Origin of the sequence: Streptomyces sp. NPDC048623 (assembly GCF_040650755.1) — a bacterium.
Taxonomy (GTDB): Bacteria; Actinomycetota; Actinomycetes; order Streptomycetales; family Streptomycetaceae; genus Streptomyces.
In genome coordinates this window covers 18,859-35,969 of the sequence record NZ_JBEZHV010000011.1, presented here as the reverse complement: position 1 = coordinate 35,969, position 17,111 = coordinate 18,859, and the positions used below count along the sequence as shown (strand labels likewise).

General features: G+C 72.9%; 17 protein-coding genes, 1 tRNA gene and 2 pseudogenes. 7 read left to right on the top strand and 13 right to left on the bottom strand.

Features of this window, described 5'->3' with window-relative positions:
- Window positions 1-4: 4 nt before the first annotated feature.
- Window positions 5-1,327, bottom strand: coding sequence for a hypothetical protein (locus AB0C73_RS17805; protein ID WP_362530987.1), 1,323 nt, complete (start codon window positions 1,325-1,327; stop codon window positions 5-7).
- Between the two features lie 189 nt (window positions 1,328-1,516).
- Between AB0C73_RS17805 and AB0C73_RS17800 the strand changes: the two genes are divergently transcribed.
- Together AB0C73_RS17800 and AB0C73_RS17795 are read left to right on the top strand one after the other, a co-directional pair.
- Window positions 1,517-1,591 (top strand) — tRNA-Val (locus AB0C73_RS17800).
- 384 nt (window positions 1,592-1,975) lie between these two features.
- Window positions 1,976-2,371, top strand: coding sequence for a hypothetical protein (locus AB0C73_RS17795; RefSeq protein WP_362530574.1), 396 nt, complete (start codon window positions 1,976-1,978; stop codon window positions 2,369-2,371).
- A gap of 579 nt (window positions 2,372-2,950) precedes the next feature.
- Here AB0C73_RS17795 and AB0C73_RS17790 read toward each other — a convergent pair.
- The gene (locus tag AB0C73_RS17790) at window positions 2,951-3,526 is read right to left on the bottom strand and encodes a helix-turn-helix transcriptional regulator (protein ID WP_362530572.1); all 576 of its coding nucleotides are present in this window, start codon (window positions 3,524-3,526) and stop codon (window positions 2,951-2,953) included.
- Between the two features lie 44 nt (window positions 3,527-3,570).
- On the bottom strand, window positions 3,571-4,227 hold the full coding sequence (locus tag AB0C73_RS17785) for an HAD family hydrolase (RefSeq protein WP_362530570.1): 657 nt from the start codon (window positions 4,225-4,227) through the stop codon (window positions 3,571-3,573).
- Between the two features lie 113 nt (window positions 4,228-4,340).
- Here AB0C73_RS17785 and AB0C73_RS17780 point away from each other — a divergent pair, with 113 nt between their 5' ends.
- Together AB0C73_RS17780 and AB0C73_RS17775 are read left to right on the top strand one after the other, a co-directional pair.
- On the top strand, window positions 4,341-4,967 hold the full coding sequence (locus AB0C73_RS17780) for a hypothetical protein (RefSeq protein ID WP_362530568.1): 627 nt from the start codon (window positions 4,341-4,343) through the stop codon (window positions 4,965-4,967).
- 176 nt (window positions 4,968-5,143) lie between these two features.
- Window positions 5,144-5,692 (top strand): DUF4231 domain-containing protein, encoded by a 549-nt coding sequence (locus AB0C73_RS17775; RefSeq protein ID WP_362530565.1) that lies wholly within the window; start codon window positions 5,144-5,146, stop codon window positions 5,690-5,692.
- Here the strand turns inward: AB0C73_RS17775 and AB0C73_RS17770 are convergent.
- Window positions 5,689-6,453: a GntR family transcriptional regulator gene (locus AB0C73_RS17770; protein WP_362530562.1), complete on the bottom strand. Its 765-nt coding sequence runs from the start codon at window positions 6,451-6,453 to the stop codon at window positions 5,689-5,691. The genes AB0C73_RS17775 and AB0C73_RS17770 overlap by 4 nt on opposite strands.
- A gap of 220 nt (window positions 6,454-6,673) precedes the next feature.
- On the opposite strand from AB0C73_RS17770, the gene AB0C73_RS17765 reads away from it, so the two are divergent.
- The gene (locus tag AB0C73_RS17765; protein WP_362530560.1) at window positions 6,674-6,895 is read left to right on the top strand and encodes a hypothetical protein; all 222 of its coding nucleotides are present in this window, start codon (window positions 6,674-6,676) and stop codon (window positions 6,893-6,895) included.
- 74 nt (window positions 6,896-6,969) lie between these two features.
- A pseudogene (locus AB0C73_RS17760) lies at window positions 6,970-7,176 on the top strand (DUF2277 domain-containing protein); the annotation flags it as partial.
- Between the two features lie 88 nt (window positions 7,177-7,264).
- Here AB0C73_RS17760 and AB0C73_RS17755 read toward each other — a convergent pair.
- From AB0C73_RS17755 to AB0C73_RS17735, 5 genes are all read right to left on the bottom strand, one after another.
- Window positions 7,265-7,960, bottom strand: a complete 696-nt coding sequence (locus AB0C73_RS17755) for a VTT domain-containing protein (protein ID WP_362530557.1) — start codon at window positions 7,958-7,960, stop codon at window positions 7,265-7,267.
- A gap of 148 nt (window positions 7,961-8,108) precedes the next feature.
- Complete coding sequence (locus tag AB0C73_RS17750; protein WP_362530554.1) at window positions 8,109-8,570, bottom strand: DoxX family protein; 462 nt, start codon at window positions 8,568-8,570, stop codon at window positions 8,109-8,111.
- A gap of 186 nt (window positions 8,571-8,756) precedes the next feature.
- Window positions 8,757-9,407 (bottom strand): HNH endonuclease family protein, encoded by a 651-nt coding sequence (locus tag AB0C73_RS17745; protein ID WP_362530551.1) that lies wholly within the window; start codon window positions 9,405-9,407, stop codon window positions 8,757-8,759.
- Between the two features lie 320 nt (window positions 9,408-9,727).
- A complete protein-coding gene (locus tag AB0C73_RS17740; protein ID WP_362530548.1) occupies window positions 9,728-10,399 on the bottom strand; it encodes an HAD-IA family hydrolase in 672 nt (223 codons plus the stop codon).
- A 189-nt stretch (window positions 10,400-10,588) separates the two neighbouring features.
- Window positions 10,589-11,656, bottom strand: coding sequence for a peptidoglycan-binding domain-containing protein (locus AB0C73_RS17735; protein WP_362530545.1), 1,068 nt, complete (start codon window positions 11,654-11,656; stop codon window positions 10,589-10,591).
- Window positions 11,657-12,087: 431 nt separating this feature from the next.
- Here AB0C73_RS17735 and AB0C73_RS17730 point away from each other — a divergent pair, with 431 nt between their 5' ends.
- Entirely contained in the window at window positions 12,088-14,160 is a 2,073-nt protein-coding gene (locus AB0C73_RS17730) for an MFS transporter (protein WP_362530542.1), read from the top strand.
- Window positions 14,161-14,172: 12 nt separating this feature from the next.
- Here the strand turns inward: AB0C73_RS17730 and AB0C73_RS17725 are convergent, their stop codons facing one another.
- The 4 genes and pseudogenes from AB0C73_RS17725 to AB0C73_RS17710 all read right to left on the bottom strand — a co-directional run bounded on the left by AB0C73_RS17725 (window position 14,173) and on the right by AB0C73_RS17710 (window position 17,000).
- Window positions 14,173-14,649: a GNAT family N-acetyltransferase gene (locus AB0C73_RS17725; protein WP_362530540.1), complete on the bottom strand. Its 477-nt coding sequence runs from the start codon at window positions 14,647-14,649 to the stop codon at window positions 14,173-14,175.
- A gap of 92 nt (window positions 14,650-14,741) precedes the next feature.
- Window positions 14,742-15,071: an antibiotic biosynthesis monooxygenase gene (locus AB0C73_RS17720; RefSeq protein ID WP_362530537.1), complete on the bottom strand. Its 330-nt coding sequence runs from the start codon at window positions 15,069-15,071 to the stop codon at window positions 14,742-14,744.
- Between the two features lie 118 nt (window positions 15,072-15,189).
- Window positions 15,190-15,867, bottom strand: a pseudogene (locus tag AB0C73_RS17715) (O-methyltransferase); the annotation flags it as partial.
- Window positions 15,864-17,000 (bottom strand): DUF2330 domain-containing protein, encoded by a 1,137-nt coding sequence (locus AB0C73_RS17710; protein WP_362530534.1) that lies wholly within the window; start codon window positions 16,998-17,000, stop codon window positions 15,864-15,866. The pseudogene AB0C73_RS17715 and the gene AB0C73_RS17710, both read right to left, overlap by 4 nt.
- Between the last annotated feature and the right edge of the window lie 111 nt (window positions 17,001-17,111).

Here is a 17,111-nt window from a genome sequence, read left to right as displayed (position 1 = left end):
AGGCTCAGGCCCGGCCCCGCTCCTCGCGGATCTGCTCGACCACGTGCGCGGCGGTGCCGCGGATCGCCTCCAGCTCGGTGAGGAAGGCCCAGTAGTCGGGGTGCCGGTCGCCGTCGAGCGCGGCCACCGCCCGGTCGATCCGGACCACGGCCTCGTCGAGGGGGCGGGCGTGCCGGGGGTCGGGGGTGGTACGGCCGGCCATCGCGAGCCGCTGCGCGTCCCGTACGGCGAAGCGGGCGCGCTCGATCTCGGCCTGCGGGTCCTTGGCGACGGCGTTCAGGCGCCGCAGCCGGTCGCCGGCCGCGGCGACGCCCTCGTCGGCGGTGTTGAGGAGGGCGCGGGCGGTGGAGAGCAGCGAGGTGGCGTCGGGCCAGCGCTGCTCGGAGCGGGCTTTCGACGCCTCGGCGAGCCGTTCCTCGGCCTGGCGGGCGGCGGTGTCGGCCTGCTCCGGCACATGCTGGAGGTCCTGCCAGCAGGCGACGGCGAAACGGCGGCGCAGCTCGGACAGAACGGGCTCGACCCCGGCGGCGCGGGTGGCGAGCGCCTGTGCGCGGGTACGGAGCGACACGAGCCGCTTGTCGATCTCGGCGGCCCGCTCGGGCACCCGCTCGGCCTCGGCCCGTACCGCCTCGGCCTCGCGCAGCACGGTGTCGGCACGCTGCAGGGTCTCGGCGACGCCGTGCCGCCCGGCGCCCTCGTTGAGCCGGGTGAGCTCGGGCCCGAGCCGGGCGAGCCGGAGCGCGAGGTCGTCGGCCCGGAAGCCCCGCTCCCGTACCGCGTCGAGGGCGGTGCTCGCGTGACGCAGCGCCTGCCGCGCCCGCTCGACGGCGGGCGCGAGCCGGGCCAGCTGGGTCTCGGCCCGTTCGAGCAGCGGCGCGAGCCCCTGCTCGAACCGGTCCAGCTCCTCCTTGGTCCGTACGAGCTCGGCCTTGGCCCGCTCCAGCTCACCGCGGGCCCGCCCGGCGGTCGCCGCGTCCAGCTCGACCCGGTCGAGGTCATGGGCGTCGACGGCCGTGATGTACGTATGGCTGACCTCGTCGATCCGCCGCCCCAGCGCCGCGAAGCCGTCGACGGCGCGGCGGGCGTCCGCCGAGTCGTCCACGGCGCTGATCGTCTCGATGGAGATCCGCAGCCCGCGCTGCGCGGTGTCCAGCTCGTAGAACGCGGCCGCGGCGGCGTCCTTCGCGGCCTGCGCCTCGGCCCGCCGGCTCTCGTCCCGCCCCCCGAACCACCGCCGCCCGCCACCCCCGCCACCGGCGAGGGCCTGCGGCAGCAGCGCCCCGGCGAGCAGCGGAAGCGCGAGGGCCAACCGGAGCGTGCTGCTGATCCCGGACGCCGCCCTGCCCCTGCCCTCGCTCGCCCTCACGTCGCCCTCTCCCCGTGCCGTCTCACCGCGTGCCCGATCGGTCCAATTCTCCCACCCACTACAGACGCCCACACGCCCCCCACCGGTTCACCCCCTCCATCCGTTTGCGGTCCCCACCCGTCCGCCATGTACGCTGTTGCTTCACTCCACGGGTGCGTAGCTCAGGGGTAGAGCGCTGCTCTTACAAAGCAGATGTCGGCGGTTCGAAACCGTCCGCGCCCACCAGCAGGCAGCACGACAAAGGCCCAGGCCACCGGCACTGAACCGGGAACCTGGGCCTTGTTCGTTCTTTGGGTGTGGAGGCGAGGGAGCGGCTCCGTGCCAGTTCCGTGGCAGATGCGTCGCCGGACTCGCCCGGCCGGACCTTCCTGATCTGCTCGTCGACGTGGGCGGCGATGGCACGCCCAGCGCGGCGCGCGGCCCGTCGCCCGGGCCGCGCTCCTGCTATGCCCCAGTCCGCCCCGCCCGCCGGCCGCACGCCTGACAGCTCGGGTTGACCCGTATGCGCTGGTCAGAAGCCCGAAAGCGGCTGAAAGACCGGTGATTCCGAGATCATGTCGCGATTGCGCGGCGGCCCCGGTGTCGTATGCACGTTGTACGGTCCGCGTCATGTCTGAGAGACCGACAACGAGCTGGCGCAAGGGCATAGCCCGCGAGGCCGAGCAACTTGCTACCGGCACCCTGGATCCTGGCTGTGCTTGCATGGCTGACCTGTACCCGGAGGAACTCCTGACGGCGACCGATACCGTCCTCGACTCCTTCGACGCGGAGGTGGCCGAGCTGGATAGCACGGAAGACGTCCAGGTCTTCGCCGTGGTGGAGCGCGTCGTCCTGGCTTTGAACGCTGTGGACGACATCCACTGCGGCTACGAGACGGGTGAACGTGAGGCATTGCGCGCCTACATCGACCAGGCTCTGAGTGAGCACGGCGTCGACGTAACCGCGTTGACCGCCCGGCACGGGCTTGGGCGGTATGAGCTCACGGACAAGTGGCGCGATTGGTAGGCACTCCCACCGATGTGGTGCGCGGTCGGCGCTGGCAGGTGATCTCCTGGCCATCGACGAAGCCCGACCGTCGGTTAGGTCCCGGACGAGTCTCCGGGCCGCCCCCAGACAGGCCGGGGATGCAACCATTCCCTTCAGAGCTGGAACCCCCGGAAGCCGACCGCGCGCTTGAGACCATACGGGCCGGCACTGACAACGGCTCGTGCGTGATTGGCCGTTGAGCGGTCCCCGTTCAAGTCGTTTCGGGACCGGACGGCGTGGGTTCACGTATCAGCGTAGAGGCTTCCTGCGCAGCTTGAGGCGGGGCTCGGAGGCTACTTCTCTCCCCTCGCGGAGCTGGTGAAGTAGCCCCGGCCGGGGGACTGGTGTCCGGCCGGGGGCCGTATGCCCTGCCCGCTCGTGGTCCGCCGTGACCACGAACAGGCAGGAGATCAGGGTCGTGCCTGGTTCCGAGACCGCACGAACCGCGGCGGGATCACTACGCCGTCGTCCGGTCCGGGGAGCGGCGGCAGCTTCGGCCCGCACACACGCCAGTCCTTGTGCAAGTACGCCGGCGGGTGCACTCCGGTCCCCGCGTCGTCACCCCTCGGAGCGGTCTGCGGCCCACCGCATGAGGTCGATGAGCCGGGCCGACAGATCACGGGCGCCGTATTTGAACGCCACCGCGTCCGCCGTGCGGGCCGCCGACGCCAGCAACCGGGCGGCGTCGGCGTGCTCGCGCCTGGGTGCGGCATGGACGTGGCGGATTGCGTCAGCGAGCACGTCCGGGATCGCGGAGGCGATCCGGCCGTACTGTGCGCCCAGCCGCCATTCGACCGCTGTGCCGACTGCATCGGTCGACTCGCCAGGGTGCCGCGTCGGCGGGCCCCGCGGGATCTCGTACCCCGCGATGACCGCCGACAGCTCTGACAGCGCAGTGTGCACTCGCCGCTCCGTGCCTTGATCACCGGAGCGGAGCTGGGTGGCATCGACATCGAGAGCGCGCGCGAGAGCTTCGGGGACGCCGTCGCTCGGGCAGCGGGCGCCGCGCTCGACGGAGCGAACGGTGGCGTACGAGACGTTGGCGAGCGCGGCGAGTCGAGTCTGGGTGAGGCGGCGGGCGCGTCGGCGGGCGGCGATCCGCTCGCCCACCTCCCGCGGGCTGTCAGCGGGCATGCACTGACCGTACCCCCGCCATCACCAGGCGTGTGCCGGAACGGCTACAGGTCGTTCTCCCGGCGTGCGATGTCGACGAGGTCGTGCAGGGAGTCGACGACCCAGTCCGCTGCCGCAGCCACGGCGGGGTCCTCCGCCCACAGGTGTCCCCGGGGGCCGCGTCGTAGGTGCGCCGTACGGAACCCGTACGCCGCCGCCGGCAGAGTGTCGTTCGCCGGGTGGTCGCCGACATAGACGGTCTCCCGTGGCAACGCGCCGCCCGCAACGTCGTTCACGCGGGTGAAGAACTCGGCGCTCGGCTTTGTGCAGCCCCACTCTCCGGATGTCGCGACGAGGTCGGCGGGGAGGTCGAGCGCCCGCAGCAGCCCAGCGGCCTTCTTCGTCTGGTTCCCGGCGATCACCACGCGGACGCCGAGGTCCCGCAGCGCGGCCAGCGCGGTGCGGACGTCGCCGTACAGGTCGGTCTCGTCGAGGTGCTCGCCACGGCCGGCGGCCTCGCGGGCGGCGTACTCGGCGCTGATGTCGATGTCCGGCTTCAGGAGGCGGAGGGCGTCGGCGTTGTCTCGGCCCTGGGCGACGACGGCGCCGACGAGCGCGGAGAGGGTGTGCCGGGGGACGCCGAGCCAGTCGGCCCACAGCGCCCAGTAGCGGTCGTCGTGAACGAGGGTCTCGCCGATGTCGAACACGATGCACTTGATCACGCGCCCGAGCGTACGGGCGGCGTCCCTCCTGCGGCAGGCCCTCTTGCGTGACCTCGGTGTAGCTGGCACACAGGTTGAGGCGAGCGGACAGGCAGGGGGAGGGGCGGTGTCGCGTGTCTGGAACCGGTGATCGCGGGGCGAGGCCTTCGGCGTGGGCGGCAGGGCGCTTCGGCAAGGAGGCCGGGCGGCTCGCAGCCGCGGTGCCGGTGCAGTTGGCGAGGGCGCATCTTCGCGCGCGTGAGGTGCATCTGGCCGCGCGGCTGAAGAAGCGGAGCCCGTACGGGGCCACCCTGGCGGAGGCCGTACGCGAAGAGCTGGCGACGGCGGCGCTGGACCTGGGCGGGGCCGTGCGAGACGTGCGCGGGTACGACTACGCCGTGGTCAATGATCACGCGCTCTTCCCCTTCAAGTACGCGAACCGTCCGACGCCACTGGACCGTGCCCGGCTGGCCGCGGACGCGTCCTCGACGCGTCGGCGGATGCTGATCGGGCACGGGCCGGACCCTCAGGAAGCCCTGTTCCCACTGGATGACGGCCTCGTGACCGAGGAGTACGAGCAGATGCACGAGGCGTTCGAGGAGTTGGGCGCCACGACGAAGCTCATCTGTGTCTTCTTCACCGCTGACCCCGATCGCGGAATCCACGCCATCCACTGGGGAGACGCTCATCTCGAACCTGACCGCACGTTCACGTGGCTCCACAGCGAGCGGCTGCCTGTGGCGCCCGTTCCGCCGGAATGAGTGCGGTGACGCCGGTTCCATGGCCGGATTGCCGCCAGGCGGTCCGGCCGTGCAGCTCCCGGAGCTTGCTCCCCACGCGGAACGCCTGGGGATTGTGAGCGCCAGGGGCCACAGCAGGCGCGGGGTGTGACAGCGTCGCTTGACGTGTGCGCGGCGGGCCCGGTGTACTCCGGAGTATGGAAGACATGGGGGACGGGCCCGAAGTGCAGGTGCCGAACGGGGAGATGACGCCGCAGGGGTATGTCGATCAGCGGCTCGGGCAGTACCAGGAGTGGTACGACCGCAAGGCCACCAGGATGAAGGCGATGCATCTGCGGATGCGGACGGTGTCCGTGGTCGGGGCGGCGCTCGTGCCCGTGCTGGTGAATGTGGATCTGGGGTTCGCGCGGGTGACGGCGACCGTGCTCAGTGTGGTCGTGGTGGCGTCGGTGTCGCTGGAGAGTGTGTACCGGTATCGCGAGCAGTGGAAGAACTACCGGTCGACCGAGCAGCTGCTCGGGCACGAGCGGGTGTACTTCGCCGCCCGCGTCGGGCCGTACCACGGGCAGTCCGACCGGGACGCGTTCACGACGCTCGTCGCCCGGGTGGAGAAGGCCATCGCCAGTGAGAACTCCGCGACGCTCAACGTCATGACGCTCGGCGGGCAGGTCAACTCCGAGCTGCAGCAGTACGGGCTCCCCCCGCAGCGCGAGGGGAGCAGCGGCGCCCCCGCCGGTGCCGCCTAGGCGCGGAAGTCGTACTCCAGTACGTACGACGCCGAGTCGAGGGTCATCTCGTTGAGTTCCACCGGGACTCCCGCCTCCGTCAGGGCCGTTCGGCCGATGAGGATGACCGGTGTGCCGAACTCCAGGGCCAGGCGGGTGGATTCCTCCGCCGTCGGCATCCGGCTGCGGATCTCCTCGCGGAAGTGGACGGGCCGGTGCCCCAGTTCGGCGAGCCGGGCGTAGGTGCCGCCGGGGCCCGTCTCCGGTTCGGTGATCGCGGTGCCCTCGGCGAGTGAGGCCGGCAGGTACGAGACCGAGAGCAGCACCGGGCGCTCGTCGAGTACGAAGCGGCGGCTGCGTACGCACACCGGCGCGTCCGGCGAGTCCAGGCCGAGCACCCGGGCCACCCGCGCGCCCGCCGGGGCGGCCGGGGTCACCTCCAGCTGGTCGATCACGAGCGCGCGGTCCTCGATGTCCGCCGACCAGACCGAACGGCCGCTGCCCCAGTGGTCGTGGGCCAGCCGCGGGATGCCCCGGCGGCGCAGCGGGCGGAAGGAGCGGACGAACACGCCGGCGCCCTTGCGGGCCTCCGCGAGGCCCTCGTTGCGCAGGACGGACAGGGCCTGGCGGGCGGTCATCCGGGCCACGTCGTAGGTGGACATCAGATCGTTCTCGCCGGGGAGCCGGTCGCCCGGCGCGAAGGTGCCCGACTGGATCGCGGTCCTCAACTCGTCGGCGATCCGCTGGTACTTGGGCCGACGACCGCTTTCCGGGTCAGTCATGAGTGGACCACTCCCTTCCGTCTGCGGGACACCCTACGGCGAGCCTCCGCGAGGCGGTGTGCAGCGGTGGGGCGGCCCGCGTGGGCGATCCATCCTTCGGGGGACATCTCTAGAGATGCGTTGACACAGCGCGACGCCCGGGCTTCGCTGGGTGTATCCATCTGATCTCCGGAGAGATGGACGAGAGGGACGAGATGGACGAGCCGGACGGGAGGGATGCGTGAAGTCAGAGCCCGAGGTCGGTGACCTCGTACGGGACACGGCCACCGGGCGGGTCGGCTTCTACGTCGACGCCGTCGCCGGCCGCTTCCTCATCCGGCCCGTCCACGGCGGCCCCGAGTGGGAGGCCGAGCCCGCCGACGTCCAGCCCGCCACCCCGATGCGGGAGCTGCGTGCCCGGGCCGCCGAGATCAACGCCCGGAGCCGGCGGGGCCTGAGCTGACGGCGGGCGGGCCGCCGTTGTCAGTGGAGCGCTGTCAGTGGAGCGCTGTCAGTGGGGCGCGTCACACTGGAAGCATGTGCCGCAGCATCAAGACCCTCCGCCCGCCCGCCCTGCCCCACGAGGCCACCGAGGACGACATCCGCGCCGCCGCGCTCCAGTTCGTCCGCAAGGTCTCCGGCTTCCGCGCGCCCGCCGCCCACAACCGCGAGGTCTTCGACCGCGCCGTGGACCAGATCGCCGAGGCCACCGCGCACCTCCTCGCCGACCTGCACGTACGCGGTGCGCACGCGCACCCGGACGGGCACCCGCACCCGGACGGGCACCCGCACCCGGACGGGCACCCGCACCCGGACGGGCACCCGCACCCGGTCAGCCCGCCAGTGTCGGCGCCGGAGCCGCAGCCGGACGCCGTATGACATAGGCCGCGAGCGAGCCCGCCAGGAAGAGCGCGAGCACCGGGACGCAGGCGCCGAGCCAGGTCGCGCCGAGCCAGCGGCCGCCGAGCCAGCCGAGCCCGACGCCGTACGTCGCCCAGACCGTGGCCGCCAGTGCCGACCACGGCAGGAAGTCGCGCAGCCGCCGCCCGGTCGCGCCCGCGCCCAGGGAGACCACGGAGCGGCCCGCCGGGGCGAACCGGGCGAGGACGACGAGCAGTCCGCCGCCGCGCGCCAGCGTCTCGCCGAGACGTTCCTGCGCAGCGCTCAGGCGACGTGAACGGGCCACCGCGCGGCTCAGCCGGCCGCCGCCGCGCCGGGCCAGACGGTACGCGGCGAGGTCGCCGAGCACCGACGCGCCGGCCGCGCAGAGCAGCAGCGGGAGCAGGGCAGGGGCGTAGGGGGCGCCGGTCGCGACGGCGGCACCGGCCGGGCCCGCCGCGGCCGCGGCCGCGGTCACGGCACCTGCCGCCGAGGCCGAGGCGGCGGTGGCGGCCGTGACCACCAGGATTCCGCTCGGCAGCACCGGCAGGAAGACGTCGAGCAGGATCGACGTCGCCACCGCCGCGTAGATCCACGGGCCCGAGGTCAGCGACTGCAGTGACCACCCCGTGCCGTCGAGCACGTTCACGGGGCCTGAGCCTACGCGGCGACCAGGCCCCGGACGCCGACCGGGGCCGGAAACCGCCTCAGCGGTCCCCGGCCCCGGCCCCGCAGTCCTGCGGTCCTGCGGCCCTGCTCGGCCCTGCTCGGTCGTGCTCGGTCCTGACGATTCGTTCTTACGCCGTCACCGCGGCGGACTTCTCCTCCGCGCGCCCCGCGGCCGTGCCACGCGCGCCGAAGAGGCCGCCGAGCGCCAGCGCGCCCGGGCCGGTGAAGACGAGCAGCAGGAAGGCCCAGCAGAACAGGGCCGCGGGCTCGCCGCCGTTGCGGAGCGGGAACAGCTCCATCGACTGGTGCACGTCGAAGTACGCGTACGCCATCGAGCCGGAGGCTATGAGGGCCGCGCCGCGCGTGCCCAGGCCGAGCAGCACCAGGCCGCCCGCGACGAGCTGGATGACCGCCGCGTACCAGCCCGGCCAGGTGCCGCCGGGGAGCGTGCCACCGCTGCCGTCGGCGCCGCCGATCCAGCCGAAGAGGGAGGCGGCGCCGTGGCAGGCGAAGAGCAGACCGATGACGATCCGGAAGAGGCCGAGTGTGTAGGGCTGGGCCTGGTTCAGGCGGCTCGTGAGCGCGTTCATGGGAGGTGGGGACTCCTTCGGTCTGGCCCGTGCCGAGGTGGCACGGGTCGTGGGGACGGAACCGACGAGTCCTCAGATTAGGCGGACCTCACCAATGCTTGCAACTTCAACAACAATCCTGCGGAAGACGCCCGAGTTCAGCGCCCGTTCACGAACTCGCCGTCCGCCCGCGGACTCGGGGGCCGTTCAGCAGCCGTTGAGGGTCGACTGCAGGGCGCTCTTCTCCGCCGAGTCGACGCTGAGGCCGTAGTAGTACTTCACCTGCACCCACATGCGGGCGTACGTGCAGTGGTACGCGGTGCGCGGCGGCATCCACTCCGCCGGGTCCTGGTCGCCCTTGCTCTGGTTGACGTTGTCGGTGACCGCGATGAGCTGCGGGCGGGTCAGGTCGTTGGCGAAGCCCTGACGCTTGCTGGTGGTCCAGGAGTTGGCGCCCGAGCGCCAGGCCTCCGCGAGCGGGACGACGTGGTCGATGTCCAGGTCGGAGGCGAGGGTCCAGGTGGCACCGTCGTACTCGGAGTACCAGCTGCCGCTCACCGCCGCGCAGTTGGAGTCCGTGACGACGTTCACGCCGTCGCGCTTGAGGACCACCTCGCGGGTGTTGCAGGTGCCGGACTGGGTGATCCAGTGGGGGAAGAGGTCGCGGCTGTAGCCGGTGGAGGAACCTTCCGCCTTCACCGTCAGGGAGGCGAGGTAGGTGCGGGCGGTGGAGGCGCTGACCGGGGTGGGCGGGGAGGCCTGGGCGGCCGGGGCGGTGGCGAGGAGGCCGGTGACGGTCAGGGCGGCGGAGGCGGCGAGGACAGCGGTTCGACGCGCGTAGACGCTGGCGGCGGACATGCGAACTCCCTTGGGGTGGGGGGACCTTGGCCGCGGTCGGCCCGCCCGGGGCGCGACCCCGGGTGCCGGGCGGCCCGGTCATCGTGGCGGCGCCTGGTTTCCGTGAGGGGTGCGCCAGGTAACAGAGTGGCGACATGAACACGTCACATCAAGAGCTGTGACGTGCCCTGGCTGCAAGGGAATTCGGGAGTTCGGGAGTTCGGGAGTTCGGGAGCGGGAGAGGGCGTGCCGATGGGTACGCGAAAGGGCGGCCCGTACGCCGAGTACGGGCCGCCCTTCCGCGACCTCCGGGGGTACGGGGGTACGGCGCGGGTGCGGGGTCAGGCGCGCGCGAAGCTCAGGGTGAGGGTGCCGTCCGCCGCCGGCGCGATCCGCACCCCGGTCAGGTCCTCGACGTGCACGTCGGGAGCGAAGGCGGCGGCCCGCGGGCCCACGCCCACCACCCGCATGCCCGCCGCCCGGCCCGCCTGGATACCGGCCTCGGAGTCCTCGAAGACCACGCAGTCGGCGGGCTCGAAGCCCAGCGCCGCCGCGCCCTTCAGGAAGCCCTCCGGGTCCGGCTTGCTCGCGCCGACGCACTCGGCGGTGACCCGGGTCTCCGGCATCGCCAGGTCGGCCGCGCCCATCCGGGCCGCGGCGAGCGCCGCGTCGGCCGAGGTCACCAGGGCGTGCGGCAGGCGCGCGAGCGCGGCCATGAACGCGGGCGCGCCCGCCACCGGCACCACCCCGTCGAGGTCGGCGGTCTCCTCGGCGAGCATGGCCCGGTTCTCGGCGTGGTTCTGCTCCATCGGGCGGTCCGGGAGCAGGGCGGCCATCGTGGCGTACCCCTGACGTCCGTGCACCACCTTCAGGGCCTCGTCCGGGTCGAGCCCGTGCCGCTCGGCCCAGCGCCGCCAGCAGCGCTCCACGACGGCGTCGGAGTTGACGAGCGTGCCGTCCATGTCGAGCAGGAGTGCGCGGGCGGTGAGCGACGCCGGGGTGGTGGCGGTCATCGGGGATCTCCAGGAGGGGTGGTCGGAGATGGGGTGTGGCAGTACGAAGCGGTCCCGCCCACCGGTCAGGGAGTGCGGGCGGGGCCACTTTGTTCCTCCACGATACAAAACGAGGCCGAGGCCGCCAAGTCCGTCCACATCCCGGGCGCCGCCCCGGTCCCGGGCGCCGACCCTGACCCGGTCACGGCCTCACCCCCAGCCGCCGCCCCAGCCGTCGGAGCCGCCGCCGCCCGAGCCGCCGTCCTGGCTGCTCGTCTGGTTCTCCAGGGCGCGCCGGGTGCTGGGCCCGTAGACCCCCTTGGGGTCGTCCTTGATGTACATGTACGACTGGAAGACCTCGACCGCGTGCTCGACCTTCCGCCCGTACCTGCCGTCGATGGGTCCGCCGTAGAGACCCACCTGGCGCAGGCGCAGCTGGAGGTCCTCCACCTCGGCACCGGTGGAGCCGATGCGCAGGGTCGTGGCCGTCGAGGGGGTGCTGGTCGCGCGGGTCGGTGCCGCGGAGGTCGTACGGGGCGGGGCCGCGGGCGCGGGCGTCGTGCGCGCGGCGCGGGTGGCCACCGGGGACGGTGAGCCGGTGGCGGACGGCGTCGGGCTCGCGGAGTCGGACGTGCTCGCCGAGGGGGAGGGGGTGGTGGTCGGAGCCTCGGAGACGACCACGTTCTCGGACGCGCTGGTGGTGACCTCGGGCACGCCGGCCCGGTCCTCGGTCTCGTCGTCACCGCCGCCGATCAGCGCGGCGGCCAGGGCGGCGGTGCCGACCACGGCGGCCGCGACCACACCCGCGATCGCCCTGCCGCGGGCCCGGCTCTGCCGCCGCCCGCTCCGGCCGCCGCGCCCGCCGGGGGCGTACGCCAGGGTGTGCGCGGGCCCCTCGTCCGGGTACGCCTCGTCCGGGTATCCCTCGTCCGGGTATCCCTCGTCCGGGTATCCCCCGTCCGGGTATGCGCCGCCGGGGTGTCCCTCCCCGAATCCGTACCCGGCCCCGCCCTCGTACCCGGCCCCGCCCTCGTGCCCGTACCCGGCCCCGCCCTCGTACCCGGCCCCGTACCCGTAGGGGGCGCCCCCGGCCTCGTACCCCTCCTGGTACGCGGCATCCGGCGCCGTACCGGGCAGCAGCAGGCGCATGGTCTCGGGCCCCCCGCCCGGACCCGCGGCCGTCGCCCCGGCGGCCGGAGCCGTCGCGGGCGTCACCTCCGGCGGCAGCGGACCCGCGAGCGGCCCCGGCGTCACCGGAGGTGCCACCGGCGGTGCCACCGGAGGCGCCTCCGGTACCACGACCGGCGGCAACACCGTCGTCTCGTCCGGACCCGTCTCCGCAGCCCTCTCCGCAGCCCTGTCCGCGGCCGTGTCCGCCCCGGTCCCCGCCCCCGCCCCCGGCAGCGTCACATACGGCCGGATGCGCAACGGGTCGAAGCCCTCCGCCGCGGCCAGTGCCGCGGCCTGCGCCTGCGCACGCGCCTGCGCGCGCTCGCAGGCGCAGCCAGGTCTGTGTACACCGCATTCAGGACAGGTGTGTCCGGACATCGTTGGGTCCCTCCCCGGTTCAACTGCGAGCGATTATGCAGCCCGCACCTGGGAGCCAGGTGAACACCTGTGCCCCTCGGCAGGCCATACCGGGACGAACACCCCAGGATGGGGGTACCGCGAACCGGTCGGCGGAGTCCGCGGAGACGGAGGAGACGCCCATGGCCCAGGAAGTACGCGCGCCGGAGGCCGGTGACGGCCCCGCACCGGGGGAGGGACGGAGTCACCGGACCGTGCTCGTCGCGATCGGCGCGCTGCTGCTCGGCATGCTCCTCGCCGCACTCGACCAGACCATCGTCTCCACCGCCCTGCCGACCATCGTCAGCGAGCTCGGCGGCATGGAGCACCTCTCCTGGGTCGTCACCGCCTACATGCTGGCGTCGACCGCGGCCACCCCCCTCTGGGGCAAGCTCGGCGACCAGTACGGGCGCAAGAAACTGTTCCAGGGCGCCATCGTCCTCTTCCTCATCGGCTCGGCGCTCTGCGGCATCGCCCAGAACATGCCCCAGCTCATCGGCTTCCGCGCCGTCCAGGGCCTCGGCGGCGGCGGGCTCCTGGTGCTCTCCATGGCGATCGTCGGCGACCTCGTCCCGCCGCGCGAACGCGGGCGCTACCAGGGCCTGTTCGGTGCGGTGTTCGGCACCACCAGCGTGCTCGGGCCGCTGCTCGGCGGGCTCTTCGCCGAACACCTCTCCTGGCGCTGGGTGTTCTACATCAACCTCCCCATTGGGATCGTCGCCCTCTTCGTCATCGCCGCCGTCCTGCACATCCCGGTCGGCACCACCCGCCACACCATCGACTACCTCGGCACCTTCCTCATCGCCTCGGTCGCCACCTGCCTCGTTCTCGTCGCCTCCCTCGGCGGCACCACCTGGGACTGGAACTCGCCGCAGATCATCGGCCTGGCCGTGCTCGGGGCCGTGCTGCTCGTCCGGTTCGTGTACGTGGAGCGGCGCGCCGCCGAACCCGTGCTGCCCCTCAAGCTGTTCCGGATCCGCACCTTCACCCTCGTCTCCGTCATCAGCTTCGTCGTCGGCTTCGCCATGTTCGGCGCGATGACCTTTCTCCCGACCTTCCTCCAGGTCGTGCGGGGCGTCACGCCCACCATGTCCGGCGTGCACATGCTGCCGATGGTCGTCGGCATGTTCCTCACCTCGACCGCCTCCGGGCAGATCGTCTCCCGCACCGGCCGCTGGAAGGTCTTCCCGATCGCCGGGACCGGCGTCACCGCCCTCGGCCTGCTGCTTCTGCACCGGCTCAGCGAGACCAGCTCGACCTGGGAGATGAGCGTCTACTTCTTCGTCTTCGGCGCCGGACTCGGCATGGTCATCCAGGTCCTGGTGCTCGTCGTGCAGAACGCCGTCCCGTACCAGGACCTCGGCGTCGCCACCTCGGGAGTCACCTTCTTCCGCTCCATCGGCGCCTCCTTCGGCGTCGCCGTCTTCGGCACCCTCTTCACCAGCCGCCTCACCGGCAAACTCGGCGACGCCCTCGCCGGCGCGGAACTCCCGCCCGGCGCCGGCGCCGGGCGGCTCGCCGCCGACCCGCGCGCGATCGGCGAACTGCCGCCGGAGCTGCGGCCCGCCGTGCTGCACGCGTACGCCACCTCCATCACCGACGTGTTCCTGTACGCGGCGCCTGTCGTCCTGGTCGCCTTCGGCGTCTCCTGGTTCCTCAAGGAGGACCGGCTGCGCGGCTCCGTCACCGTGCCCGACCCCAGCCGGACCCTCGCCGGCAACCCGGTCGAGCGCTCCTCGTACGACGAGCGCTCCTCGTACGACGAGTGCGCCCGCGCGCTCTCCGTGCTCGGATCACGCGAGGGCCGCAGACGGATCTACGAGAAGATCACCGCCCGGGCAGGGCTCGACCTGATGCCCGCGTCGAGCTGGCTGCTGCTGCGGGTGCGGTGCCACGGCACCGTCGAACCGGCCCGGCTCGCCGAGGCCACGCCCGTACCGCCGCGGGCGATCACCGAGGCGGCCCGGCAGCTGGAGGAACGGCGGCTCGTGGACCGTGAAGGGGCCCAGCTGGTCCTCACCGAGTCGGGCGCGGCGACGGCGGTACGGCTCGCGAAGGCGCGCGAGGACTCGCTCTCGGAACTCCTCGGCGACTGGTGGGGGCCCGACCGGCCCACCGATCTCGTACGGCTCGTGGAACTGCTCACCGCCGAGCTGGCGGGCTCGGACGCGGAACGGCCCCGTTCGCCGGAGCCGCCCGGAGACCACCAGGTGTGACCCGTCAGGTGGCTACAGCTCCTTGCCGTACCAGATCTCCATGTACGGGCCGGTGCAGTACGCGGGTATCTCGGCGTACCCGTGGCGGGTGTACAGCGCCCGCGCCTCCACCAGGTCCAGGCGGGTGTTCAGGACCGTCCGGCGGGCGCCGAGCGCACGGGCCGCGTCCTCCAGGCCGCGTATGAGCAGGTCGGCGCCGCCCGTACCGCGGAACGCCGGGCGGACGAACACCCGCGTCAGTTCGGCCCGTTCGGCGTCGATCAGTACGACCCCGCCGCAGGCCGCCGGCGCGCCGTCGCGGCGGCCGACGAGGAACCCGCCGGACGGCGGGGCGAGCAGTTCGAGACCGTCGTCGATCATGTCGTCGTCGTACTCGTCCTCGGTCAGCACCCGGCCGAAGTAGCGGCCCGCGACATCGCCGTAGTAGTCGCGGCGCAGGGCGGTGGCGTCCGGGGTGTCGACGCGCTCGGGGGAGAAGATCCAGGTCATGCGCACCATTCTCGGCGCGCACGACCCGGGGAAGCTCCCGAATTACTTCGGGTTGCTTCAGGTTGCTGCAGGTTGCTTCGGGCTGCTGCGGGTTACTTCGGGGAGGCCTGCTGGACGACCTCGAAGGACCACAGCGTGGAACCGGTCGCGGCGGGCGCCGGACGCTCCTTGCCGCCCTCGCCCCCGGAGGTTCCCTGGTGGGCGGCCTTCATGGAGCCGTTCATCCAGTTCTGGAAGTCCTCCTCGCTCCGCCAGCGGGTGTAGACGAGGTACTGGTCCGTCCCCTCCAGCGGGCGGAGCAGCTCGAACCACTCGAAGCCGTCCGAGTTCTCGACGGCCCCGGCCCGCGCGGCGAACCGCTGCTCCAGGACCTCGCGCTGCTCGGCCGGCACGGTCAGGACATTGATCTTCACGACGCTCATGGCAGCAGCATAGGCACGCGGGCGGCCGTGCCGGACCGGGCCCGAAGTCCTGTCCGGCCGAGAGGGTGACCGATCGGTGCCGGCCGAGGACTGGCCGAGGACTGGCCGAGGACTGGCCGAGGACGCGGGCGACGAGCAGGCCGTCGTAGCCCTTGGTGCCGACGGTCTGGAGGGCGGTCGCGTCGAGCCGGGGCTCGTTCGAGATGAGCTCGAACATGTCGCGGGTGCCGGTGATCGCCGCGTCGTCGGGGTGCGGGGTGGCGACCCTGCCCGAGCGGCCCACGTTGTCGACGACGATCAGCGTGCCGGGGCGGGAGAGCTTGAGCGCCCAGGCGACGTAGTGCGGGTTGTTGACCTTGTCGGCGTCGATGAAGACGAAGTCGAAGGGGCCCGCGCCCTCCTGCTCCAGGAGCGGCAGGGTGTCGAGGGCCGCGCCGACCCGCACCTCGACGGTCTTGTCGAGGCCGGCCCGGGCGATGTTGGCGCGGGCCACCTCGGCGTGCTTCGGGGAGTACTCGAGGGTGATGAGCCGTCCGTCGGCGGGCAGCGCGCGGGCCAGCCAGATGGTGCTGTAGCCGCCGAGGGTGCCGATCTCCAGGACGTTCCTGGCGCCCTGCGTGGCGACCAGCAGGTTCAGGAGCTTGCCCTGGTTGGGCGCGACGGCGATCTGGGGCAGGCCGGCGGCCGTGGAGTCGGCGAGGGCGGCGGTCAGCGCCTCGTCGGCCGGGACGAGCAGATCGGTGAAGTAGGTGTCGACGGCGGTCCATTGAGCCTGGTCACGGTCATGGGTGGTCATGCGGCCGAACGTACACCGGATGCGCCGGGCCGCGGGTGATCCTGCCCGGTCCGGCGTCGGTTCCGGCGTCGGATTCGCGCCACGGCGAAGCCGATTGCGGCGAGCGGCAGGACCGTGCCGGTGACGGTGATCAGCCAGACGGGGATGCCGCCGGCCGTCCACAGCCGGTCCTTCCAGACGATCTCGCGGTACGGCGTGTCGGCGGCGGCCCGGACGAGCTCGTGGTCGCCGCTGATGCGGGCGGGCTCGGGGAAGGACTGGTCGACGGCGGTGAGGAACACCCGGCCGGGGCCGGTGAGTTCGGCGACGGCGCCGGCCGGCCGGTCGACGGCGCCGGCGAACAGTACCTCGGGGCGGGCGCCGCCGATGGCGTCCTTCGGCTCCATGCGGTGGCCGGAGAGCACGTAGAGGCCGAGGGACTGCGGGGTGGTGGCGAGCCGGGAGAGCCGCATCGGGTAGACGGGCCGGTCGTTGGGGAAGGTGATGCGGAGCGGGTCGAGGGCGCCGTAGAGGGTGTCGCCGGCCTTCTCGGGGGCGAGGCGGACGGCGACGTACTCCCACTTCCGCTCGACGTACGGGCGCAGTTCGGCGGCGAGCCGGTCGGAGAGCTCGAAGCCGTTGCGGTGCAGCCAGTCGCCGAGCGCGGCCGGGTCGGTGGCGGTGAGGCGCGCGACGTCGAAGGGGCCGAGCCGCTCCCGGCCGACGACGCCGACACCCGCGCCGGCGCGGGGCGGCGCCCCGGCGGAGACGCCGTCCCCGTCGGAGGCGAAGGGCCAGTCGTCTCCGCGCGGCCAGAAGTAGTCGCGGGTGCGGTGCTCGGGCGCGGTGAGGGCGTCGAGCTGGTCGAAGAGCGCGGGGTCGCCGAGGGCGACGTCGGCGCGGTGCGGCACCGGCATCACCCAGGCGGCCTTCTTGGCGTCGCCGTGCACGGTGAAACGCATGACGATCCGTTCGGTGCCGGTGCGCTCGTCCCAGTGCACGGCCGAGGTCTCCCGGTCGACGCCGATCCGGTCCATCTTGTTGGTGACCATGGCGCCGCAGCCGCAGGCGTAGGCCGGCGCGACGAGCGAGCCGAGCTGGAGCGCGAGCAGTGCGAGCAGCGTGGTGAGCAGTCGCGTGGTGAGAAGGCGCATGGTGAGCAGTCGTTGTATCCCCCGCATGCCACCTGGGACGTACGAGGGGAGCGACCGGTTCCGGCCCGGCCGCCCCCTCCCGGGTCGGACCGACCGGTTCCGGCCCGGCCG